This is a genomic window from Mycobacterium sp. 4858, from assembly GCF_900240975.1.
Lineage (GTDB): Bacteria > Actinomycetota > Actinomycetes > Mycobacteriales > Mycobacteriaceae > Mycobacterium.
In genome coordinates, this window is the sequence record NZ_LT968776.1 from 3,616,304 (window position 1) to 3,639,050 (window position 22,747).

The 22,747-nt window shown below is 67.7% G+C and carries 20 protein-coding genes and 1 riboswitch; of the genes, 10 read left to right on the forward strand and 10 right to left on the reverse strand.

Going from position 1 to position 22,747, the window contains the following annotated elements:
* Positions 1-7 precede the first annotated feature (7 nt).
* A complete protein-coding gene (gnd, locus tag C1737_RS25885) occupies positions 8-1,030 on the forward strand; it encodes a phosphogluconate dehydrogenase (NAD(+)-dependent, decarboxylating) (protein ID WP_067924610.1) in 1,023 nt (340 codons plus the stop codon).
* 31 nt (positions 1,031-1,061) lie between these two features.
* On the opposite strand, the gene C1737_RS25890 is transcribed toward gnd, so the two are convergent.
* Positions 1,062-1,925, reverse strand: coding sequence for an alpha/beta fold hydrolase (locus tag C1737_RS25890; protein WP_067924613.1), 864 nt, complete (start codon positions 1,923-1,925; stop codon positions 1,062-1,064).
* A 123-nt stretch (positions 1,926-2,048) separates the two neighbouring features.
* On the opposite strand from C1737_RS25890, the gene C1737_RS25895 reads away from it, so the two are divergent.
* From C1737_RS25895 to C1737_RS25905, 3 genes are all read left to right on the forward strand, one after another.
* Positions 2,049-2,522 (forward strand): VOC family protein, encoded by a 474-nt coding sequence (locus C1737_RS25895; RefSeq protein ID WP_067924616.1) that lies wholly within the window; start codon positions 2,049-2,051, stop codon positions 2,520-2,522.
* A gap of 111 nt (positions 2,523-2,633) precedes the next feature.
* Entirely contained in the window at positions 2,634-3,539 is a 906-nt protein-coding gene (locus C1737_RS25900; protein ID WP_102419793.1) for an alpha/beta fold hydrolase, read from the forward strand.
* Positions 3,540-4,781, forward strand: a complete 1,242-nt coding sequence (locus tag C1737_RS25905) for a WS/DGAT domain-containing protein (RefSeq protein WP_233214821.1) — start codon at positions 3,540-3,542, stop codon at positions 4,779-4,781.
* On the opposite strand, the gene C1737_RS25910 is transcribed toward C1737_RS25905, so the two are convergent.
* Both C1737_RS25910 and C1737_RS25915 read right to left on the reverse strand, forming a co-directional pair.
* Positions 4,782-5,396, reverse strand: a complete 615-nt coding sequence (locus tag C1737_RS25910; RefSeq protein ID WP_102419794.1) for a winged helix DNA-binding protein — start codon at positions 5,394-5,396, stop codon at positions 4,782-4,784.
* Positions 5,393-7,045 carry a pyruvate, phosphate dikinase gene (locus tag C1737_RS25915; protein ID WP_233214860.1) on the reverse strand — a complete coding sequence of 551 codons (1,653 nt, stop codon included), beginning with the start codon at positions 7,043-7,045 and terminating at the stop codon, positions 5,393-5,395. Before C1737_RS25915 ends, C1737_RS25910 begins: the two co-directional genes overlap by 4 nt.
* A gap of 140 nt (positions 7,046-7,185) precedes the next feature.
* Between C1737_RS25915 and C1737_RS25920 the strand changes: the two genes are divergently transcribed.
* The gene (locus tag C1737_RS25920; protein ID WP_067924626.1) at positions 7,186-7,695 is read left to right on the forward strand and encodes a DoxX family protein; all 510 of its coding nucleotides are present in this window, start codon (positions 7,186-7,188) and stop codon (positions 7,693-7,695) included.
* On the opposite strand, the gene C1737_RS25925 is transcribed toward C1737_RS25920, so the two are convergent.
* The 3 genes from C1737_RS25925 to C1737_RS25935 all read right to left on the reverse strand — a co-directional run bounded on the left by C1737_RS25925 (position 7,679) and on the right by C1737_RS25935 (position 10,007).
* A complete protein-coding gene (locus tag C1737_RS25925; RefSeq protein ID WP_233214822.1) occupies positions 7,679-8,119 on the reverse strand; it encodes a hypothetical protein in 441 nt (146 codons plus the stop codon). The two genes, C1737_RS25920 and C1737_RS25925, sit on opposite strands and share 17 nt — an antisense overlap.
* Positions 8,120-8,212: 93 nt before the next feature.
* Positions 8,213-8,539 (reverse strand): hypothetical protein, encoded by a 327-nt coding sequence (locus tag C1737_RS25930; RefSeq protein WP_067924694.1) that lies wholly within the window; start codon positions 8,537-8,539, stop codon positions 8,213-8,215.
* 103 nt (positions 8,540-8,642) lie between these two features.
* The gene (locus tag C1737_RS25935) at positions 8,643-10,007 is read right to left on the reverse strand and encodes an FAD-dependent oxidoreductase (protein ID WP_067924629.1); all 1,365 of its coding nucleotides are present in this window, start codon (positions 10,005-10,007) and stop codon (positions 8,643-8,645) included.
* Between the two features lie 118 nt (positions 10,008-10,125).
* Here C1737_RS25935 and prpD point away from each other — a divergent pair, with 118 nt between their 5' ends.
* Complete coding sequence (gene prpD, locus C1737_RS25940; RefSeq protein ID WP_199182943.1) at positions 10,126-11,634, forward strand: 2-methylcitrate dehydratase PrpD; 1,509 nt, start codon at positions 10,126-10,128, stop codon at positions 11,632-11,634.
* A 65-nt stretch (positions 11,635-11,699) separates the two neighbouring features.
* Here the strand turns inward: prpD and C1737_RS25945 are convergent, their stop codons facing one another.
* The gene (locus C1737_RS25945; protein WP_102419797.1) at positions 11,700-11,936 is read right to left on the reverse strand and encodes a hypothetical protein; all 237 of its coding nucleotides are present in this window, start codon (positions 11,934-11,936) and stop codon (positions 11,700-11,702) included.
* A gap of 121 nt (positions 11,937-12,057) precedes the next feature.
* Here C1737_RS25945 and C1737_RS25950 point away from each other — a divergent pair, with 121 nt between their 5' ends.
* Positions 12,058-13,782 (forward strand): DUF3556 domain-containing protein, encoded by a 1,725-nt coding sequence (locus tag C1737_RS25950; RefSeq protein WP_102419798.1) that lies wholly within the window; start codon positions 12,058-12,060, stop codon positions 13,780-13,782.
* Between the two features lie 87 nt (positions 13,783-13,869).
* On the opposite strand, the gene metE is transcribed toward C1737_RS25950, so the two are convergent.
* Both metE and C1737_RS25965 read right to left on the reverse strand, forming a co-directional pair.
* On the reverse strand, positions 13,870-16,149 hold the full coding sequence (gene metE / locus C1737_RS25955) for a 5-methyltetrahydropteroyltriglutamate--homocysteine S-methyltransferase (RefSeq protein ID WP_102419799.1): 2,280 nt from the start codon (positions 16,147-16,149) through the stop codon (positions 13,870-13,872).
* A gap of 132 nt (positions 16,150-16,281) precedes the next feature.
* A riboswitch (cobalamin riboswitch) is annotated at positions 16,282-16,477 on the reverse strand.
* A 560-nt stretch (positions 16,478-17,037) separates the two neighbouring features.
* Positions 17,038-17,682 (reverse strand): SDR family oxidoreductase, encoded by a 645-nt coding sequence (locus C1737_RS25965; protein WP_102419801.1) that lies wholly within the window; start codon positions 17,680-17,682, stop codon positions 17,038-17,040.
* A 156-nt stretch (positions 17,683-17,838) separates the two neighbouring features.
* Between C1737_RS25965 and C1737_RS25970 the strand changes: the two genes are divergently transcribed.
* From C1737_RS25970 to C1737_RS25980, 3 genes are all read left to right on the forward strand, one after another.
* Complete coding sequence (locus C1737_RS25970; protein WP_102419802.1) at positions 17,839-18,831, forward strand: AraC family transcriptional regulator; 993 nt, start codon at positions 17,839-17,841, stop codon at positions 18,829-18,831.
* A 166-nt stretch (positions 18,832-18,997) separates the two neighbouring features.
* Entirely contained in the window at positions 18,998-20,626 is a 1,629-nt protein-coding gene (locus C1737_RS25975) for a GMC family oxidoreductase (RefSeq protein WP_102419803.1), read from the forward strand.
* 22 nt (positions 20,627-20,648) lie between these two features.
* Positions 20,649-21,854 (forward strand): cytochrome P450, encoded by a 1,206-nt coding sequence (locus C1737_RS25980; RefSeq protein ID WP_102419804.1) that lies wholly within the window; start codon positions 20,649-20,651, stop codon positions 21,852-21,854.
* A 5-nt stretch (positions 21,855-21,859) separates the two neighbouring features.
* Here the strand turns inward: C1737_RS25980 and C1737_RS25985 are convergent, their stop codons facing one another.
* On the reverse strand, positions 21,860-22,702 hold the full coding sequence (locus C1737_RS25985) for an SDR family oxidoreductase (RefSeq protein ID WP_102419805.1): 843 nt from the start codon (positions 22,700-22,702) through the stop codon (positions 21,860-21,862).
* Between the last annotated feature and the right edge of the window lie 45 nt (positions 22,703-22,747).

Consider the following 22,747-nt stretch of genomic DNA (forward strand, 5'->3'; position numbering starts at 1 on the left):
GGAAGAGATGCAGCTCGGGATGATCGGCCTTGGCCGGATGGGTGCCAACATCGTCCGCCGCGTCGCCAAGGACGGACACGAATGCGTGGTCTACGACCACAACCCCGACGCGGTCAAGGCGATGGCGGGGGAGGAGCGGACCACCGGCGTGTCGTCGGTGAAAGAGCTCGCCGAAAAGCTGACCGCTCCCCGGGTCGTCTGGGTGATGGTGCCGGCCGGGACCATCACGACCGGGGTCATCGAGGAGCTGGCCAACACGCTGGAGTCCGGCGACATCGTCATCGATGGCGGCAACTCGTACTACCGCGACGACATCCGCCACGCAAAAACCCTGTCCGACAAGGGCATTCACCTACTCGACTGTGGCACCAGCGGCGGCGTGTGGGGCCGGGAACGCGGCTACTGCCTGATGATCGGCGGTGACGACGAGGCCTTCCTGCACGCGGAGCCGATCTTCGCCACCGTCGCACCGGGCGTGGACGCCGCGCCCCGCACACCGGGGCGCGACGGCGAGGTCGCCCGGTCGGAGCAGGGCTATCTGCACTGCGGTCCGTCCGGCGCCGGGCACTTCGTCAAGATGGTGCACAACGGCATCGAGTACGGCATGATGGCCTCGCTCGCCGAGGGGCTCAACATCCTGCGCAACGCCGACATCGGCAAGCACGTGCAGCAGGGTGACGCCGAAACGGCGCCGCTTTCGAATCCGGAGTTCTACCAATACGACTTCGACATCCCCGAGGTCGCCGAGGTGTGGCGGCGCGGCAGCGTCATCGGTTCCTGGCTGCTCGACCTGACCGCGATCGCGCTGCACGACTCGCCCGACCTCAAGGAGTTCTCCGGACGGGTGTCGGACTCGGGGGAGGGTCGCTGGACCGCCATCGCGGCGATCGACGAGGGCGTCCCGTCGCCGGTGCTGACGACCGCGCTCCAGTCCCGTTTCGCGTCGCGTTCACTCGACGACTTCGCCAACAAGGCGCTGTCGGCGATGCGCAAGCAGTTCGGCGGGCACGCCGAGAAGCCGGCGAACTAGACCGGTACCGCCACTGACTGTGGCGGCTGATTCAGTGGCGTTTGACGAACTTGACCACGGCGTCGCTGAACGCGTCGTTGTCGTCGCCGGCCGCGGTGTGCCCGGCTTTGGGCAGCTCCACGAACTCCGCGCGCGGAACGCTGGCCAGGAAGTGCCGAACTCCTTCGGGGCTGACGACGTCGGAGAGCTTTCCGCGGATCAACAGCACGGGAATCGACAGGTTCTTGGCGGCCTGTTCGAACTTCTCCGTGCGCAGTTCGGGATCGTCCCCGGGCTTGGTCATGAACGCCGGGTCCCAGTGCCAGTACCAGCGGCCGTCGCGCAGGCGCAGGTTCTTCTTCAGCCCCTCGGGGCTGCGCGGCTTGTCCCGGTACGGGAGATAAGCGGCCACCGCGTCGGCGGCCTCCTCCAGCGAGTCGAACCCGTCGAGGCCGCTGATCATGAAATCGCGGATGCGGGCGCTGCCGCCCTTCTCGAATCGGGGCACCACGTCGACGAGGACCAGTCGGGTCACCACCGCCGGCCCCGCCCGGTGGGCGGCGAGGATGCCGGTCAGCCCGCCCATGCTCGCGCCGATGATCATCACCGGCCGCCCGATCGCCTCGATCACCCGCAGGACGTCGGCCGTGAGGGTCTCGACGTCGTAGTCGGCGTTGGGCGCGCGGTCGCTGTCGCCGTGCCCGCGGCTGTCGAGCGCCACGACGTGCAGGCCCTCGTCGGCGAGGGTTTGGCCGGTGTTCTTCCAGGAATGGCGGTTCTGCCCGCCGCCGTGCAGCATCAGGACGCTGGGCCGGCCCGCGCCGTCGGTCCCGCGATTCCATTCGTCGGCGACCAGGGTGATCCCGCCTGCGCCGGAAAACTCGACCGTCTCGGGGCTGCTGGTGACGGTGCTCATGCGACCTGACGTTACATAGCGCGTATATGCACCTGTCGCCGGGTCGACGGCGCGGTGAGTTTCCGGCTCCGCCGGGGTCTATCCGGTGACAACACCACGAGTGAAACAAGGAGGCCGCGGCCAATGCCATCGATCACCCCGTCGTTGTGGTTCGACCACGACTTGGAGGAGGCGGCGAGGTTCTACACCTCGATCTTCCCCAACTCGCACATAGAGGGCTTCAACCTGACCACGGAGGCCGGCCCCGGCGAACCGGGCACCGTCCTGTCCGGCAGTTTCGTTCTCGACGGCACCCGCTTCATCGGCATCAACGGCGGCCCGCACTTCCGGTTCGACGAGGCGGTGTCCTTCACCATCCACTGCAAGGATCAGGACGAGGTCGACTACTACTGGGACCGGTTGACCGATGGCGGCGAGGAGTCGCAGTGCGGCTGGTGCAAAGACCGCTTCGGCCTGAGCTGGCAGATCATCCCGGACCGGCTCTACGAGTTGATCGGAGATCCCGATCGGGCCCGCGCCGCGGCGGCCACTCAGGCGATGTATGGCATGCGAAAGATCGTCATCGACGACCTGGACCGAGCCGCCGCCCAGGTATAGCGAAACTCCTTGCCGCATTGGCAATTTGACCGCTTGTGGCATGTGGTCGGTGCGTATTCGACCCGCACGCGTTAGGTTGGTCCCTGCGGACGCGCCGAGCAGGGAGTCAATATGGGTGAACCAGGCTGGATCGACGTGCCCAGCCCGGCTGGGAACCTGAAGGCACTCACCTGGGGGCCACGCGATGCCCCCATCGCCTTGTGCCTGCACGGCTTCCCGGACACCCCCTACGGATTTCGCAAGATCGCCCCGCCGCTCGTCGGGGCGGGCTGGCGGGTGGTGGCGCCCTTCATGCGCGGGTACGCGCCGTCGTCCATTCCCTCCGACGGCAGCCACCACGTCGGCGCGATGATGGACGACGCACTGCGGGCGCGCTCGGCGGCGGGCGGCACCGACCGTGACGTGGTGATCGGCCACGACTGGGGGGCGATCGCCACCACCGGTCTGGCCGCCATGCCCGACAGTCCGTTCACCAAGGCGGTGATCATGTCGGTGCCGCCCTCGGCGTCCTTCCGTCGCAAGGCCGGCGCCGCCGAGCGGGGTCGACTGGCCGCGCACCTGGCGCGTCAACTGCTGCGCAGCTGGTACATCATGTACTTCCAATTGCCCTGGCTGCCAGAGCATTCCGCGTCCTGGGTGCTGCCGCTGCTGTGGCGTCGGTGGTCGCCGGGGTACCGCGCCGACGAGGACCTGCGCCACGTCGACGCCGCGATCGGGACGCCGGAGAGCTGGCGGGCGGCGCTGGGCCCCTACCGCGACACGATCCGCAACACCCGGCCGCCCGCGCAGTATGCCGAGCTGAACGAGCTGTGGACCCAAGAGCCCGTGTGGCCGTGCCTGTACCTGCATGGCCGCGACGACGGCTGCATGACACCGGCTTTCGCCCGCTGGGCGGAGAAGGTGTTGCCGCCGGGCAGCGAGGTGGCCATCGTCGAACACGCGGGACACTTCCTGCAGCTCGAACAGCCCGACAAGGTCGCCGACCTGGTGCTCGGGTTCATCGGCTCGCCCGGCTGAATGCCCGCGCAGCGGATGGCCGCCGTCGATGCGCAGTTCTATTGGATGTCGGCCAAGATCCCCAGCGACGAGTTCTTGCTGTACGCCTTCGACGGCGAACCCGCGGACTACCTTGCCGCCGTCGAGCACCTCTGCGGCCGGGCGCGCGCCTGCCCGGCGCTGACGACGCGGGTGCGCGACGGAAACCCGCTGACCTACCCGAAGTGGGTGCCGGCGACCGTTACACCGGAGCGGGTGGTCCGCCACGACCTCGACGACCAGACCTGGGCCGGCTGCCTGGCGGCGGTCGTCGCGCTCGCCGACGACCAGCTCAACGTGCACCGCACACCCTGGCGGGTGCACGTCTTCACCCCGGTGCTGGGCATCCCCGGCGTGACCGGCCCGGGCAGCGTGACGGTCATGCAGGTCGCGCACGCGCTGGCCGACGGGGCGCGGGCGTCGGCGATGGCGGCCTGGCTGTTCGGTCGGCCCGCTCCCGTGCCCGCGGTCCGACGGCTGCGGAGCGGATTCTTGCCGTGGCGAGCGGCCCAGGCGGCCCGAGCCCACCGCGAGCTCCAGCGCGACACCCGTGCCGGGCTCCTGGCCCCCGGGCCCGGTCCTCGACCCCTGCTGCCGACGAACACGCGTCCCGGGGCGGCCCGCTCGGTGCGCACGCTGGTGCGACGTCGCGATCAGCTGCGCGGCCCCACGGTCACCGTGGGCGTGCTGAGCGCGGTGTCCACCGCGCTGTCCAGCCTGCTGGGCGATGTCGCCGATACGCTGGGCGCCGAGGTCCCCATGGCCAAACCCGGTGTACCGCATGCACACAACCACTTCGGCAACGTCGTCGTCGGGCTGTACCCGAAGCTGGGATCGGATGCCCGCGCCGAGCGGATCGCCGCGGAGCTGGCCAATGGCCGGCGTCGCTTCGCTCATCCGGCGACGCGTTACGCCGACCGGGCTTTCGCGGCCGTGCCCGCACCACTATTGCGTTGGGGCATAGCACAGTTCGACGCCGACGTCCGTCCGTCGCAGGTGTCCGGCAACACGGTGGTGTCCAGCGTTCACCGCGGACCGGCCGACCTGGCCTTCGGGGGCGCCCGGGTGGTCCTGACGGCCGGCTACCCGGCGCTGTCGCCGGTAATGGGGCTGACGCACGGCGTGCACGGCATCGGCGACACCATCGCGATCAGCGTGCATGCGGCGGAGTCGGCCGTTACCGACGTCGACGCCTACCTGCGGCTCCTGGACGCGGCGCTGTAGCTATTGCGCGTCGCCGGATCTGGCCGCTTCCTCCCGCGTCAGGCCCACGGCGGAGATCAGCTCCTCGTGCAGTTCGAACCACACCGTGTGGTAGGAGTCGATGAGCGGCCGGGTCAGCCAGGCCGTCTCGCCGGTGTGTGCTTTCCCCAGCGCCGCAGCGAGTTTCGCCGAGTAGGCGGCCAGCCGCGGCAGCTGGGCCGCGGCCGCATCGATGATCGGCAGCACCCGCGCGTGCACATCGTCGAGCCGGGCCAGCACTGCCGCGTCGTATTCCGCGTCGTCGTGCGCGTTGGGGCTACCACCCGGGCCGCCCTTGAGCTGCCAATCCGTGACCACCGCCTTGAAATCGGCGTTGACCGGGCGAAAGTCGGCGTAGGCGGCTGCGAGCGCGGAGTGGTCCGCGTGCCGGCGTTCCTCGTCGAGCAGCGATGCGAGCCTGTCCCGCCCGCTAGGGGTGATCCGCACCGTCGCGCCGTCGGCGAGCAGGCCCGCCGCGGTGAGCCGTTCGACGACCGCCGTCACTTGGGCGAGCTCGGCGTCCAATGTCGCGGCCAGGTCGGCGGGGCGCACCCGGCCTTTCAGCCGAACCGCCTGCAGCACGGCCAATTCGGTCATGAGGTGGTCCCGCTCGCCAGGCGCAGCGCGGTCAGCATGACGATCAGCGGGGTGGCGGAGACGACGTCGGTGTGCCCGTCGTTCATGGCCATCGCGACGGCGGCCGGCGTGGTGTCGCCCAGCCGCGGGTGGTCACCGGAGGTGTGGGCGCGCAGCGGGCTGAGTCGCCGCGCGATGTCGGCCAGCTCCCGCAGTTCGGGTGTGTCGCTTTCCGACCATGCGGACAGGCTCAGAATGCCCTCGCGCACTTCGCCTTCGGCGCCGTCGACGGTGATCAGCCTGCCGGCCAGCGACGCGGCGACACCCTGGCCGCAACCCACCACGGCCACCCGTCCGAGTTCGCGACTGACCACCGCGGCGTGGCTGGCGGCGCCGCCGACCTCGGTGACGATGCCCTGCGCGGCCAGCATCCCCGACACGTCCTCCGGCCTGGTGTGGTCGCGGACCAGGATCACCGGCTCGCCGCGTTCCGCGGCATCGAGTGCCTCGTCGACGTCGGTGTATGCCTTGCCCGACGCGACCCCCGGGCAGGCGGGTAACCCCTTGGCCAAGAGCCGTGCGGCGAAACGTATTTCGGGCTGCAGGGCGGGCTGCAGCAGCGTCCGCACGTGGGCGGGGGTCACCCGGCGCAGCGTCTCGGCGTCGTCGATGAGTCCCTCGTGGCGTAGCTGCAGCGCCAGTCGGACCGCGGCCTGCGCCGAGCGCTCCGCGTCCCGTGTCTGCAGCAGCCACAGCTTGCCCTGCTCGACGGTGAACTCGATCTCTTGGACGTCGGAGCCGAGTCGCTCCAACCTGCGCGCGGCGTCCATCAATTCGTCGTACACGGCCGGCTGCTCGTCGCGCAGGGCGGTGATCGGCTCGACGTCCACCGAACCCGAGACCACGTCATCGCCCTGCCCGCCGGGCAGCCATTCGCCGAAGGGCGCGTTGTCACCGGTGATGGGGCTGCGCGAAATAAGAACTCCCGCACCGGAGTTAGGGCCGCTGTTGCCGAACACCATCGCTTGGACGACGACCGCGGTGCCGCTGCGGTCGTCGGCGCCGGAGTGGGCGCGGTAGGCGACCGCGCGGGGCGAGTTCCACGAGGCGAACACCGCCTCGATGCCGGCGCGTAGCTGCGCGTAGGGATCGGCGGGCGCCGCTTGGTGTTCGTCTTGGTGTTCGTTAAGGCCGACGATGCGCCGGTACATGCTTTCGAACCGCCGGCGGGTGTCGTGGGCGAAGGCGGCGGCACCGGCGGCGGTCAGCGCGCGCTCGACGTCGTCGTTCATACCGAGGTCCAGGATCGTGTCCATCATGCCCGGCATCGATTGGGTGGCCCCCGACCGCACGCTGACCAGCAAGGGGCGTGGGCCCCGGCCGAACGTGCGTGAGGTCTGTGCCTCCAGCCAGCTCATCCGGTCGAGCACGTCGTCCCAGATCGAGTCCATCGCCGCCCGCGGATCGGCCAAATAGCGCAGGCCCACCTCGGTGGTGATGCAGAACGCGGGTGGCACCGGCAGACCGTGCCGGCGCATCATCTCGATGCCGTGGCCCTTGTTGCCCAGCAACTCCCGGGGGTGACTTGCTGTGCCGTCGAGTAACACCACGGATTGCGCGTCAGAAGCGGCCCCAGACGCGCCGTGGGGGGCGCCGCTGCCTCGTGCGATACGCGCCGTGGTGCACCCCCTTGTGATCTGCTGCTGATCGGCCAACGTCGGAACGCCCGCAATGTTCCCACACGAATCTGCGCAGTTAGCTGCGCGCCGCTCCTGTTATGCCCTCCGCCCCATGATCTAGGTTTGCAGGTATGACTCCCTACGACGTCGGGCTACTGATTCTGCGGCTGGTGTTGGGCGTGACGTTGGCCGCGCATGGTTACAACAAATTCTTCGGCGGCGGCCGCATCCCCGGCACCGCGCGCTGGTTCGAAAGCATCGGCATGAAGCCCGGCAAGTTTCACGCCACCGTGGCCGCCACCACCGAGATGGCCGCAGGGCTGGGCCTGGCCGCCGGCCTGCTCACACCGATCCCCGCGGCGGGATTCGTGTCGTTGATGCTGGTCGCGGCCTGGACCGTGCACCGGGCCAACGGCTTCTTCATCGTCAAGGAAGGCTGGGAGTACAACCTGGTCCTGGCGGTCAGCGCCGTCGCCGTCGCCACCCTGGGCGCCGGCAAGCTCAGCCTGGATTACGTGGTCTTCGGCCACAACTGGATGGACGGCTGGCACGGCCTGCTGATCTCGGTGGTGCTCGGCCTCGCCGGCGCGATCGGCCAGCTGGTGATCTTCTACCGCCCGCCCGCTAAGCAGGCCGGTTAGCTACGGGTCGTCTCCGGGCGACGCTGAGCACGGCGCACACCACCAGCACGCCAGTGGACACGGCTTCGGCGACCAACGCCGAGGTGTTCAGCACTTCTCGGTCCGGGACCAGCGATATGCCCAGTTCTTGCTTGGCATCGCCGGCCAGTACCGGGGGATACACCAAATACAAGACAGCGCTGCCGAATGCGACGACCGCGCATCCGCACGCGACGAGTCCGAGCACCCGCACCCTGCTCGCGCCAAGCAGCGCGCCGCCGGCGGCGATCGAGGCGATCAGCAGGACCCAGCCCGGCGTTCCGTTGATCAGGCCGCTGAACAGACCGCCATAGTGTTCGCCATACTCGCCGATGTAGATGCCCAGACCGTCCCAGCGAACGGGCAAGCCCAACGGGCTCACATCGACCCATGGCAGAAGCGTCAATGCTGCGGACGCTGTGGCAGCTACGACGCCCACTACATCGATTGCCCTGGCGCGCACCCGGTTTCCTTTCGTCCGTTCGTCAGCCGACGCCCGTCATGAGTTGGGCATGATCTCAACAGGATTTGCGCCGAAAGGCTCGATGACAATGCCCACGTCCTTCATCAGCTCGATCGAGCGAGTAGTTTCGAGGACTCGCTGTACGTCACCCTCGAGAATCATGTAGGCCGCGCGATTCATTTTTTCGTAGAAGGCGATGAGCGACTCCTTGCTGCGGAAGACCGGAAAGAACTGCATTTCGCCGCGTCCGAGGAGAAACAGCTTTTGGTTGCCGTCCTTTGTGTTGCCAAAAGGGGTGGAGTAGTAGACCTTGGCCTCACCGGCAGCTTGCGCGGGGTGAGTGTTCTTCCTGAACAGGCCCACGGCGTCTCCTTCACGGCGGTGCTGCCGGTCTGCCGGCCAGTGCGACATTACCTCCAAACTTATGGTCAGCGGCTGACCGCTTGGCGCAAGAGATTTGGCCCGGCTAGGTGACCGCGGCGGTCTCGGCTTCGCGGACTTCCATCGCGGCGCGCTCGCCGGAGCGGATCGCGCCGTCGATCCACCCGCACATGACGGCCGAGCTCTCCGTCCCGGCCCAGTGGACGCGACCACACGGCTCGCGCAGGGTGTAGCCGAATTCGGTCAGCACGCCGGTGGGGGCGTGGCCGATCATCCCGCCGCCGGAATAGCGCTCGGTCGTCCAGTTCTGTTCGTGGTACTCCCGCGGCGTTCGGGCCTTCTCGCCGAACCGGTCGACCAACTCGCCGACGAGCGTCGCCTTACGCTCGGCTTCGTTGAGCTTCGTCAACCGACGCGCCGCGGGCCCTTCGGTGATGACGCACATGACGCCGGGGTCGCCGGTGTCGGTGCAGGCGTCGATGGTCAGGGTGGCCGGTGATCCCGGTGCGGCGGACTGACCCGACAGCCCGTCGGCGCGCCAGAACGGCTCGTCGTAGACGATCGACGTCTTGATGACCGCGCCGCTGGGCATGCGCTGGTGCAGCATCGCCCGATCCACCGGCAGCATCGGCTCGTAGACGATCGAGGAGGCGATCGCCAGCGGAATGGCCACGATGACCCGCCGTGTGCGCACCGTCAGGTCGGCCGCGCTGACCGTGACGCCGTCGGCGTCCTGCGCAATCTGCCGCACCGGCTGCGAAAGGTGCAGAGAGTCGCCCAGTTCGGCCCCGATGCGACCGTAGATGGCGCCCATGCCGCCGACCGGGCGGGCGTCCTGGGCGCCGCCTTTGCCGGAGATGACGAAGGTGGGGCCGCCGCCGGAGCCCATCTGCGCGAGGCACCACAGCAGCGACGTCTCCGATCCCGCCGAGGTGTAGGTGCCGGCCAGCGCCATGTCCAGCATCTCGCGGGCCGCCTTGGACATCGTGTTCTGCTCGATCCATTCCCCCACACTGATGCGATCCCACTCGTCGGCCTGCTTGGCGTCCCAAGGTGCCTCGCGCGGAAGGGATTTGGCCATGTTTTCGATCGACATCAGGCCCACACCGAGGTTGGCGACCGCCCACGGGCTCATCGTCCACGGAATGGTGCCCCCGTAGCGGTGCTTCTTGCCGTCGACGATCATCATGGCGTCGCCGTCGTGGTGCTGTTTGTACTCGGACACCCCGAACTCGTCCATCAGCGCGTAGATGCGGTCCTGTCCCGGCCCTATCCACGCGCCGCCGCGATCGATCCATGTGCCGTCGGGCAGGTACTCGGTGAAGGTGCGGCCGCCGACCCTCTCACGCGCCTCCAGCAAGGCCACCGAATGGCCCGACTGTTTCAACCGCAGGGCGGCCGTCAATCCCGCGAATCCCGCTCCGACCACGCAATAATCGACCTCTGACATGGCTGGCTCCTCAACCTAGGCACCGCCTCAGCAGCAAACTACACCTTGCCCGGCGCGGGTGTCGGTGGGTTAACGGAGATTTCCGGACGCGTTCTCGCCACCCATAAGGTTCGGGTTTGTGTTGATGCATACGGTGCGGACGCGGCGCAGCTCCGACGACTTCCCGCGCGCCCAACACCTGGCGGCGAAGATCGCCGCCGTCGCCGTCGACCCGGTCGCCGTCGAGCCCGAGACCGCGGAGATGGTGGCGAATCGGATCATCGACAACGCGGCGGTCAGTGCGGCCGCCGTGCTGCGCCGGCCGGTCACCGTGGCGCGGCAGCAGGCGCTGGCCCATCCCGCGTCCCGGGGGGCCAGGGTTTTCGGCGTCGACGGAGCCTACTCGGCCGAGTGGGCCGCCTGGGCCAACGGCGTCGCGGTGCGCGAACTCGACTTCCACGACACGTTTTTGGCCGCCGAGTACTCCCACCCCGGCGACAACATCCCCCCGCTGGTCGCGGTCGCCCAGCAGCTGCGGCTGGGAGGCGCCGACCTGATCCGCGGCCTGGCCACCGCCTACGAAATCCAGATCGACCTGTCGCGCGGAATCTGCTTGCATGAGCACAAGATTGACCACGTCGCACATCTGGGCCCGTCCGTGGCCGCCGGAATCGGAACCATGCTGCGGCTGGACACCGAGACGATCTATCAGGCGGTCGGGCAGGCGCTGCACCTCACCACCAGCACCCGCCAATCCCGCAAGGGCCTGATCTCCAGCTGGAAGGCGTTCGCCCCCGCGCACGCGGGCAAGGTCGCCATCGAGGCCGTGGACCGCGCGATGCGCGGTGAGGGATCGCCGGCGCCCATCTGGGAAGGGGAGGACGGGGTGATCGCCTGGCTGCTGGGCGGACCCGAGCGCGAATACCGTGTGCCGCTGCCCGCTCCCGGCGAGCCCAAGCGCGCCATCCTGGACAGCTACACCAAGGAGCACTCGGCGGAGTATCAGAGCCAGGCGCCGATCGACCTGGCGCGACGGCTGCGGGCACGCGTCGGTGACCTCGACGAGGTGGCCACGATAGTGCTGCACACCAGCCACCACACCCACGTCGTGATCGGAACGGGCTCGGGGGATCCGCAGAAGTTCGACCCCGACGCGTCACGGGAAACGCTCGACCACTCGCTGCCGTACATCTTCGCCGTCGCGCTACAGGACGGCAGCTGGCACCACGAACGCTCCTACGCTGCGGAGCGGGCCCACCGGCCCGACACCATCCGACTGTGGCGCAAGGTCTCCACCGTCGAGGACCCGGAGTGGACCCGCCGCTATCACGCGGCGGACCCGGCCGCGAGGGCGTTCGGGGCGCGCGCCGAGGTCACCCTGAAGAGCGGTGAAGTGATCGTCGACGAGCTGGCCGTGGCGGACGCCCACCCGTTGGGCGCGCGGCCGTTCCGGCGCCCGCAGTACGTGCAGAAGTTCACCGAGCTCGCCGGCGACGTGGTGGAACCGGCTGAGCGGCAACGGTTTCTCTCCACCGTCGATGCGCTGGCCGATCTCCGAGCCGGCGACCTGGACGCGCTCAACGTGCGGGTCGATCCGCGGGCGCTCGAACGGGCGCCGGTGATCGGCCCGGGAATCTTCGGTGAGTGAAATCGGTTGTGCACTCACGGCTTTGAGTGTGCAACCAGGGCGGGAATTGTGCGGATTTCTCGCCCTCAGCGCACAATGAAGCCCTGGGCTGCATAGCCCGGCCCGCCGTATTGCCACACCAGGTCGTGGGCGCCGGTCATCGTGGGGTTGCACCACATCGTCCTGTTGTTGGCGTCCTGGGCGGTCGCGTGCAGCACCGTGCACGCGTCGCCCGGCGCGGGCGCGTCGGCCCGGGCGACCGGTGAGACGGCGGCGAAGCCGGCCAGCACCGCCGCCGAGCCGAGGATTCGAAGTCTGCTCATGGTGGCGTCTCCTCATGCCATGCCGACCCGCCTCCACGCTATCCGGCGCCCGAGTAGCAGGCAAAGGTTCATTGCGCGGCTTGGGTCCCGCCCGCCCAGAGCGCGTTCTAATCTGACCACCATGGGATTTCTCAAGCCCGAGCTGCCGCAGCTCGACATGGCCGAGTGGAACACGGGCACCCGAAGCGAAAAGATCCGGCCGATGGCCAAGCACTGGGCCGAGGTGGGCTTCGGCACGCCGGTCGCGCTGCACCTGTTCTACGTCCTCAAGATCCTGCTCTACATCCTCGGCGCCTGGTTGTTCGCCTCGGCGACCAGAGGGTTCGGCGGCTTCACCAACGTCGCCTCATGGTGGTCGGAGCCCATCGCCTTCGAGAAGGTCGTGCTCTACACGATGCTGTTCGAGGTGATCGGTCTGGGTTGCGGCTTCGGGCCGCTGAACAACCGGTTCTTCCCGCCCATGGGCTCGATCCTGTACTGGATGCGGTTCGGCACCATCCGCCTGCCACCGTGGCCCGACCGGGTCCCGCTGACCAGGGGAACCAAGCGCAAGCCGATCGATGTCGCGTTGTACGCGCTGTTCCTGCTGGTGACGCTCAGCGCGCTGTTCGCCGATGGCACCGGGCCGATACCCGAGCTGGGCACGACGGTCGGGCTGCTGCCGACCTGGAAGGTCGTGCTGATCCTGCTGCTGCTCGGCGTGCTGGGGCTGCGCGACAAAGTCATTTTCCTGGCCGCCCGCGGTGAGGTCTACGCGACCATGGCGGTGACCTTCCTGTTCGGGGGCGTCGACATGATCGTCGCGTCCAAGGTGGTGTTCCTGGTCATCTGGATGGGCGCCGCGACGTCGAAGCTCAACAAGCACTTCCCGTTCGTGATCTCCACGATGATGTCCAACAACCCGTTGGTGCGGCCCCGATGGCTGAAGCGGCAGTTCTTCGAGAAATTTCCCGACGATCTGCGGCCCGGGCGGCTGTCGCGATGGCTGGCGCACCTGAGCACCGCCATCGAGATGCTGGTGCCGCTGCCGTTGTTCTTCTGCCACAGCGGCTGGCCCATCACGGTGGCCGCCATCGTGATGGTCTGCTTCCACCTGGGAATCCTGCTCTCGATCCCGATGGGCGTGCCGCTGGAGTGGAACGTCTTCATGATCTACGGCGTGCTCGCGCTGTTCGTCGCGCACGCCCGCCTAGGCCTGCGCGACCTGAGACACCCCGTGGCGGTGGCGATACTGTTCGTCGTCATCGCGGGAATCGTGGTGCTGGGCAACCTGTTTCCCCGCAAGATCTCGTTCCTGCCGGGAATGCGGTATTACGCCGGGAACTGGGACACCACGCTGTGGTGCATCAAGCCGTCGGGCAACGACAAGATCACCCGGGGCATCGTGGCGATCGCGAGCATGCCGCAGGCCCAGCTGGAGCGGTTCTACGGCAGCCCGGAGGCCGCCCAGATCCCGCTCTACATGGGATATGCGTTCCGCGGGTTCAACACTCACGGCCGCGCGTTGTTCACCCTGGCGCACCGCGCGATGGCGGGCCAGAACGAGGACGACTACATCCTCATCGACGGCGAGCGCATCTGCAGCACCGCCATCGGCTGGAATTTCGGGGACGGCCACATGCACAACGAGCAGTTGATCGCCGCGCTGCAGGAACGCTGCCACTTCGAGCCGGGCGAGGTGCGAGTGGTCCTGCTCGACGCCCAGCCCATCCACAAGCAGACCCAGGCCTACCGGCTGGTTGACGCGGCGACTGGTGAGTTCGAGCGCGGCATCGTCCGGGTCGCGGACATGGTGACGCGGCAGCCGTGGGCCGACGACGTTCCCGTGCAGGTGCTTTCGGAATAGGGGTTGCGCCGAGCGTAACGCCACTGCGAAAAATCGGGCCGGATATCGCAGTGGCGTTACGCTCGCGGACCAGATGGGGTGAGGACCCTAGGCCCCGGCCCGGACCTCCTGCGCCGCGGCAACCATGTTCTTCAGCGACGCCGTCACCTCGTCGGGGTTGCGGGTCTTCAGCCCGCAGTCGGGATTGACCCACAGCCGTTCCGCCGGCACTGCGCGCAGGGCCGCGCGCAACGATTCCGCCATCTCCTGCGTGCTCGGCACCCGCGGCGAGTGGATGTCGTAGACGCCCGGGCCGACGCTGTTGGAGAAGCCGGCCGCGTTCAGGTCGTCCAGCACCTCCATGTGCGAGCGTGCCGCCTCGATGGACGTCACGTCAGCGTCCAGGTCGGCGATGGCCCCGATCACCTCACCGAACTCGGAATAGCACAGGTGGGTGTGGATCTGCGTGGAGTCCGCGACCCCGGAGGTGGCCAACCGGAAAGACCCTACGGCCCAACGCAAATACTCCTCCTGCTGGGCGCGGCGCAGCGGCAGCAACTCCCGCAGCGCCGGCTCGTCGACCTGGATCACCGCGATGCCGGCGGATTGCAGGTCCACCGTCTCGTCACGGATGGCCAGCGCCACCTGGTTGGCGGTGTCGGCCAGCGGCTGGTCGTCGCGGACGAACGACCACGCCAGGATCGTGACCGGGCCGGTCAGCATGCCCTTCACCGGTTTGTCGGTCAGCGACTGGGCGTAGGTGATCCACTCGACGGTCATCGGGTGGGTGCGGATGACGTCGCCGTACAGGATCGGTGGGCGCACGCAGCGGCTGCCGTACGACTGCACCCAGCCGTTCTGCGTCGCGAAGAAGCCCTCCAGCTGTTCGGCGAAGTACTGCACCATGTCGTTGCGCTCCGGCTCACCGTGCACGAGCACGTCGAGCCCGAGCTCCTCCTGCAGCTTGACGACGTCGGCGATCTCCTTGCGCATCCGTTTCTCGTACTCCGCCTGGTCGATCTCGCCGGCCCGCAGCGCGGCGCGCGCCTTGCGGATCACGGCGGTCTGTGGGTAGGAGCCGATGGTCGTCGTCGGCAGCGGCGGCAGATGTAGCCGCTCATCCTGGCTGGCGCGGCGCGCTGCCGCCTCACCCCGGTGGGTGCCCGACGCGACGATCGCGTCGATGCGGGCGCGTACCCGATCGTTGTGCAGCCGCGGATCGCTCCGACGCGAGGCCGCCGCGGCAGTGGACGCCGCGATCTCGTCGGCGACGACGTCGCGTCCTCCAAGGTCGCTGCGCAGTGCGCGCGCGAGCGTCACCACCTCGGCGACCTTCTCCTGCCCGAAGGCCAGCCAGCTGCGCAACGCGTCGTCGAGTCCGGTTTCGGGCTCCAGCGAGTAGGGGACGTGCATCGTCGAGCATGAGGTCGAAACCGCCACCGCGGCAGCCGAACCCAGCAAGTGGGACAGCTTGCCGAGCGCCGCCTCCAGATCGGTGCGCCAGATGTTGCGTCCGTCGACGACACCGGCCACCAGGGTCTTGCCGGACAATTCGGGTATGCCCGCCACCCCCGTGCCGGTGCCGTAAACCAGGTCGACGCCGATCGCCTCGACCGGGGTGCGGGCCAGCCCGGCCAGGGCGGCGCCGGGGTCACCGAAGTAGGTCGCGACAAAGATTGCGGGCCGGTTCGCGACGTTGCCCAGCGCGTTGTACGTGGCCTCGGCCAGCGCGGGAGCATCGGGGGAGATGTCGGTGACCAGCGCCGGCTCGTCGAACTGCACCCACCGCGCGCCGTTGTCGGCGAGCAGGGACAACAGTTCCGCATAGATTCCCACCAGCTCCTCGAGCCGCTCGATGGGGGCGGCCGAGCCTTTGACGCCCTTGCTCAACAGCAGGAACGTGATCGGTCCGATCACCACCGGACGGGCCGGAATCCCTTGACTGAGCGCCTCTTTCAGCTCGGACAGCACCTTGTCCGGGTTCAGCGAAAAGGTGGTCGCGGGCTCGATCTCGGGCACCAGGTAGTGGTAATTGGTGTCGAACCACTTGGTCATCTCCAGGGGCGCGACGTCGGAGTTGCCGCGCGCGGCGGCGAAGTACCGGTCCAGGTCGTCGGACACCCGTGCGGCACGGGCGGGCAGCGCCCCCAGCATCACGGCCGTGTCCAGCATCTGGTCGTAGTAGGAAAAGGTGTTCACCGGAACCGAGTCCAGGCCGGCATCGGCCAAACCTTTCCACATGTCGCGGCGCAAGGTGGCGGCGACGTTTTCGAGTTCGGCCCGGCTGGTTCGTCCGGCCCAGTAGCCCTCGGTGGCGCGCTTGAGTTCGCGCTTCGGCCCGATGCGCGGAGAGCCGATGACGGTGGCGGTGAATGGTTGAACGGTCACGATGTGGTCCTATCGATCAGCGGGGTGGTCACCGCCAGAGGACGCGCAGCCGATCCGCCGCGGTGCACCTTCCGCACACCGCAACGCCTTCAGCCGAACGCCCATTCCACGAGGCGGTGAGCCGCCGGACGCGGCGCGCCCGGCACGGCTGGCAGGTCTTCGGACTCGCAGGCGCACACCTGTCGGTGTTCCTACTGGCCGTCGCTTCCCAGTCTTGCTGAGACCAGTGCTTGGTGACGGCGGTCGTTCCTGCATACCGCTGCGGGACAGTCCCGGACTCACACCGGGTTCCCTCTCGCGAAGCGTTACTAACGTGCTCCGCTCGATGCCGTCGCCTCGCGGCGACGGCAGACCAGCTGCGCAGCGGAGTTTACAGCGTCGACTATCAGAGCGAGGCCCTGGCGCTCAACGCGTCTCGAGGTGAGCTGTGACTGATCGTCTGTTAACGTGCCCGTTAGTTATCGGCCGGGGCCGTCCGAACTGCTACACGTGCTGTCGCCACTGTCGCCACCGGCGGCAGTCCGCCGCGGTCGCGCGGGGCTTTCCAGAGAAGGGGAATCCCAACATGAAGGCGAAATTATTGGTGGCCATGTTCGGCGCGGCAGCGGCGATCTTGGCGGCCGGTGTTATGTGGACCGCGCCATCGGTCTCGGCTGACTCCGACTTCTGCAATTCGCTCCCGGCCAAGGACGCTCGCGATTGCAACTGCGGCTTCAACTTCGCCCCCGGCAGTCCGGAGCTTCAGCAGTGCCTGTCGGGGAACGCGGTTGCGCCCCGTCCCGCGCAACCTTAGGCGCCGGGCATCGACTGAGTGCGCGCGCCTCGGTTGTCACGTCGGCGTCGCGCGCGCTGGACCCAGCTCGAAAGGCCCCACGCCCGGAGCGGCGTTCACCGGTCAGCCAGCGCTTCGGCGATCGGCGTCTCGCCGTTGTTGAAGTCGATCGTTCGGCCGACGGTCGAGTCGTCCGCGAGCGCGGCGGCCACCACCAGCGCGACATCGGCCCGCGACACCTCCCCCTTGCCCTGCCCCAGCGCGATGCGGCCGGTGGCCGGTTCGAGCGTGAGCCGCCCCGGCCCCAGGACGGTCCACTGAAGATTGCTGGCCCGTAGCTGGGCATCCGCGGCCGCCTTGGCCTCCGCGTAGTGGTAGAACGAATTCTCCTGCGGTACACCGTGGTCCGGCCCCGCGCCGAAGTAGGAGACCATGACGAATCGCTTGACGCCCGCCCTCGCGGCGGCATCGATCACCCGAATCGCGGCGTCGCGATCGACGGCGTAGGTGCGCGCCGGATTGCCGCCGCCCGCTCCCGCCGAGAAGACCACCGCGTCGTGCCCGGCCAGCAGGCCGGCCAGGGCGTCGGTGTCGAGCCGCTCGATGTCCGCCACCACGGGCTCGGCACCGGTGGCCGCGACGTCGTCGGCGTGGTCGGGGTTGCGGAAGACCGAACTCACCTCGTCGCCGCGGTCGGTCAGGATGCGGGCCAGCTGCAGCGCGACCTTGCCGTGGCCGCCGATCACGACGATTCGTGCCATGCCCCCGACGTTAGCGCTTGTGCCGCTCACAGGCCTTCCGGGTGGTGCGCCGCGGTGCCCAAATTGCGGGTTCGCCGGCTGACAACGACGCAGTGAACTGCTGGCCGTGCTCGGCCGTACTTGCAGAGGAGCGGTTTGTCGAACGAGAGAGGAACGATGGCAGGGGTAGCTTCCGATGGCGACGGATCGACCACCTTTCGCACCCGGTCACCGGAGCACGCGATCCATCTTTGTGAATCGGCGTTCCATCCCCACAAACTTCGCCTGCTCGGTCCGTCGAAGGGTTTCGGCTTCACCCAACGACTCGTGCAGGCCGGATCGATCACGCTGGCCGACCTCACCTACGACACCGACGTGTCGCTCGCTTTCGCGGAGGGCCGCGACAGCTACTACATACACATTCCGATTCAGGGTTGGCTCGAGTCGCACCAACTTGGGCAGGAGCTGGTGTCATCTCCGATGACCGCGTCGGTATACCGCCCCAATGCCGACATGGCGGTGACCCGATGGCCCGGCGGCAGTCGTCATCTGGGGGTCAATATTGATCGACTGGTTGTCGACACTGCGCTTGAGACTCTCCTGGGCCGCCGGATCGAGGACGCCGTCGCGTTCGACCCGACCTTGCCGCTCACTGACGGCCCCATCCGGAGCTGGCTGAGTCAGCTTTTCTGGATCAACCGCGAATTGGCGCGCGTGGACAACCCGCTGCGGCACTGGGCCGTTCTGGACCGACTGGCGGAGAGCCTTGTCTACGGTCTCCTCCTGGTGGCAAACCATCCCCACCGCGACGAGTTGGACTCCGCGGTGCGGCCCGCCAGACCAGCAGCTGTGCGCGAAGCGATGGACATCATCGAAAGAGCACCGCAGTCGGCGTTGTCGACCGCGACGTTGGCGCGGCAATGCAACGTCAGCGTGCGGGCACTGCAGGAAGCCTTCCGGCGGCACCTCGGGATGTCGCCGATGGTTTACCTCCGTGTGGTCAGGCTCCGCCGTGCGCATGCCGATCTGCGTTCGGCGCATTCCTCGCAAACCACCGTCGCGGCCATCGCCGAGCGTTGGGGGCTCGGCCACCTCGGTCGGTTCGCCGCGGCCTACCGAGCCCAGTTCGGCGAGACGCCGGCCCAGACCCTTCGTGCTCGCGCCGACTAACGCGCTCTAGCCGGAAAACGTGGAGCGATAGCCGCGCAGCGCACCCGTCCCCGCCGGACGTAGCCAGCGCTCACACCGGTGGTGTAGCCATGAAACATGGCTCAAATCAAGCGGTTTCGACGAGCGTCGATAAGTCGTCTTGCCGGTGCGAGGAGATGAAAACGAAATGACATCAGCGTCAGATGAAAGAGGCTTTCTTGCAGCGGTATTCGCGGACCGCGTGCACCGCAATCAGAGGCGACTTGCCGCCCGGCTGAAGCCGCAATACGACTTCATCGTGTGTGGCTCGGGCTCATCCGGCTCCGTGGTGGCCCGCCGGCTGGCGGAAAACCCCGACGTCAGCGTGCTGGTCCTAGAGGCCGGTGGCTGCGACGACGGGCCAGAAATCAGGCAACCCGAGATGTGGCTTTCGAATCTGGGAAGTGAGCGCGACTGGAACTTCACCGCCGAACCGAATTGCCACTTGAACGGGCGGGCCATCCCGTACTCGATGGGCAAGGTCTTGGGTGGCGGTTCGAGCATCAATGTCATGGTGTGGGCACGTGGCCACAGAAACGACTGGAACTACTTCGCCTCTGAGGCCAAGGACCCGCAATGGAACTATCAATCGGTGCTGTCCATCTATCGGGCGATCGAGGATTGGCACGGTGTTCCCGATCCAGAACGCCGAGGCACGGGTGGGCCGGTATACGTCGAACCCGCAACAGAGGCCAGCCCGCTCGCGCATGCAGGACTCGCAGCCGCAACCTCCCTCGGCATTCCGACCTTCACAAGTCAGAACGGTGATCTGATGGAAGGAGAAGGCGGCGCGTCGATCGTTGATCTGCGTATCCGGAACGGGTTGCGGCAGTCAGTCTTTCGCACCTACCTGTTCCCGGTGATGGACCGGCCGAATGTGACGGTTCTGACGAGCGCGTTGGTTACTCAAGTGGCGCTCGACGGCGGGCGCGCCACCGGCGTCGAGTTCCTACTCGACGGCAAGTTGCACCGGATCGAAGCGAAATCCGAGGTGGTTCTCTCGCTCGGAGCGATTCACACGCCCAAGGTTCTCATGCAATCCGGAATCGGCGACCAGAATGAACTGCAAACGCACGGTATTCGGGTCGTACAGCATTTGCCAGGCGTCGGCCGAAACCTCCAGGACCACCCGGGCTTCTCATGCGTCTGGGAGTACCGGGACCCGCTACCCTGGCGCAACAGCGGTGGTGAAATGACCGTCTTCGCCCGAAGCGACTCGGGTTTACGGACTCCGGACCTCCAGGCTTATCAACTCGAGTTTCCGTTCTCGAGCGAGAAGAACGCCGAGAGATTCGGCTTACCGGAGTCAGGCTGGAGCATGTATGGCGCAGTGGTGCGCCCGAAAAGCCGCGGACAGATTCGTCTGACTGGGCCGAACCCGGACGACCCGGTGCGAATCCACGCCAATCTCCTGTCGCACCCCGACGACCTCAGTGCCGCACTCGCGTGTCTTGAACTGTGTCGCGAACTGGGCAATTCGGGGCCTCTTCGTAGATTTAGCAAGCGCGAAGTCATGCCGGGGAGCCTGAACAAAGCGGACCTCGTGCGCTTTATCCGCAACGAGGCCACGACTTACCACCACCAGACATGCACGGCCAAGATGGGCCGGGACAGCATGTCAGTGGTCGATGGCTCCTTGAAAGTGTATGGCGTCGAAGGCCTTCGGATTGCCGATGCCTCCATCATGCCTCGGGTCACCACCGGGAACACGATGGCTCCCTGTGTCATCATCGGCGAGCGCGCCGGGCAGATTCTGCGACACCACCATGCTCTGTGAGTCGACTGGAGGGAAGTGAGGTATGAGTTCCACAACTATGGTGGACCTGACCGGTAGCTTCGCCACAGGGATGCACGAGGTACTCGCCGAGGCGGCGCGACGGGGACCGTTGGCTACCGACGAGATCACGGGCGCGACGGTGGTGTTGCGTCAATGCGACGTTGAAACAATGGCCCGCGACGAGCGGCTGAAGGGCATCGGGCTGGCCCTGTTCGACGTCATGGGTATCAGCGACGGCCCACTGCGCGACTGGTACAGCAGGCTGATGTTCACCACCGAGGGTGACTCCCATCGCCGCCTTCGGTCGCTGGTGTCCCGTGCCTTCACGCCGCGCTCCGTCGAGGGGCTGAGGTCGACCGCAGCGGGCATGGCCGCTGCCGCCATCGCTTCTGCAACGCTGGACGGGGGAGATCTGGTGGCGTCCTGCGCGGGGCTGGCAACCCGGTTGATCTGCCGCCTCCTCGGAGTCCCGGACGGCGATGTCGGCGCATTCACGCGATGGGCGGATGCCCTGAGCCCGGTTTTCTACGTGATGACACCCGACCAGATCGCGGGGGCGACGCGAGCGATCGTCGAGTTGCAGCGCTATATCGAGGCGCTGGCGCAGCGTCGAACCGAAGATCCCCGTCCCGATCTCATCACCGCCTTGCTGACCGCAGCGGCCGACGGTGACAGGCTCAGCCGCGACGAGACCGTGGCGATGATCGCGAATCTTCTTGTCGCCGGCCACGACACGACGGGCAGTCAGATACCGTGCAGCCTGCTGGTGGCGTTGCAGCACCGCGACCGCCTTGCCGGGGTAGCGGGCGACGACGTGCGGCTTGCCAGCGCGGTCGCCGAGACCATGCGCCTCGAGCCCAGCATCCCCCTCATTCCGCGCACCGCCCTCGAGCCGATTGACCTGCACGGCACGACCATCCCGGCGGGATCGATTGTTCTGCTGTGCATCGCCTCGGCGTGCCGTGACGCCGCGGCGTGGCCGTCGCCGGACCGCTTCGATCCCGAGCGGTTCATGCGTGCGGGCACGCCCCGGCTGATGAACTTCGGCGCCGGTGCGCACTACTGCCTGGGTACCTCGCTCGCGAAAGTCGTCGTGGAGGAGTGCGTACGGGCCCTGCTCGCCGCACGGCCCGCCCTGCACTTGGGGCAGGACCCCGCCGACATTGCGTGGCGTCGCATCCTCGGCCGCAGCCCGAAACGCCTACTCATCGGTGTCGACGCGAGCTAGCCCCGCTAGAGCTTCACCCGCCCCATGATCAGATCGATGATCGGCTTCCCGGGCGGGTACGCGCCCGTGAGCGAGGCCATGGTGTGCCCGTAGTCCACCAGCAGCGTGATCCCGCTGATGCCGAAGGCGGCGGCGCTGTTGAGGAACGCCATGACGTCACCCATTTGCTCGGGGGTGTGCACCTTCGATCCGGTCTCGTCGCGGTAGTCCTGCGCGAAGGTCAGCCAGAGGTCGGCGTTGGCCTGGGCCAGGGGGGTGTCGGTGGGACCCGGGCAGATCGCGTTGATCCGGATGCCCTTCTTGAGCAGCGGGTAGCCCTGGGTCGCGACGTAGGCGTTGACCACCTTCTTGGAAAAGCCGTAGTGGATGATGCCTTCTGATTCGTGCGCCTTGACCCACTCTTGGGCCGACGCGAAGTCCGGCGTGGCGAGGAACTCCGTCAGCAGCTCCAGGTCGTTCTCCCAACCCATCCCGGCGACCGAGGAGATGAAGCAGATCGCCGAGCCCGGGGGAAGCTGGTTCTTCTCGAGCAGGCGGTCGATCAGGTGGCGGTGACCGATGAAGTTGATCGCCATCAGGTCGGTGGTCCCGTCCGCGATGCCGGCGGCCGAGAAGACGGCGTGGATCGGACCGTCGAGCTGCTCGAGCGCAGAGTCGATCGATGCGGGGTCGCGCAGGTCCACCTGGATGGCCTGGGCGACGTCGTAGTTCACCGGCGCGTAGTCCATCACGATCACTTCGGCGCCGAGCTCGGCTGCCGACTTGGCCGCCGCCGCGCCCATGCCGGTGGCGCCGCCGACGACGAGAGCCCGCTTTCCGTCGTAGCGCAGCCGATCGACAACAGTCATGGAAATCCCCTTCTCGCTCACTGCCAACGCGGTTCTAATCGCCCA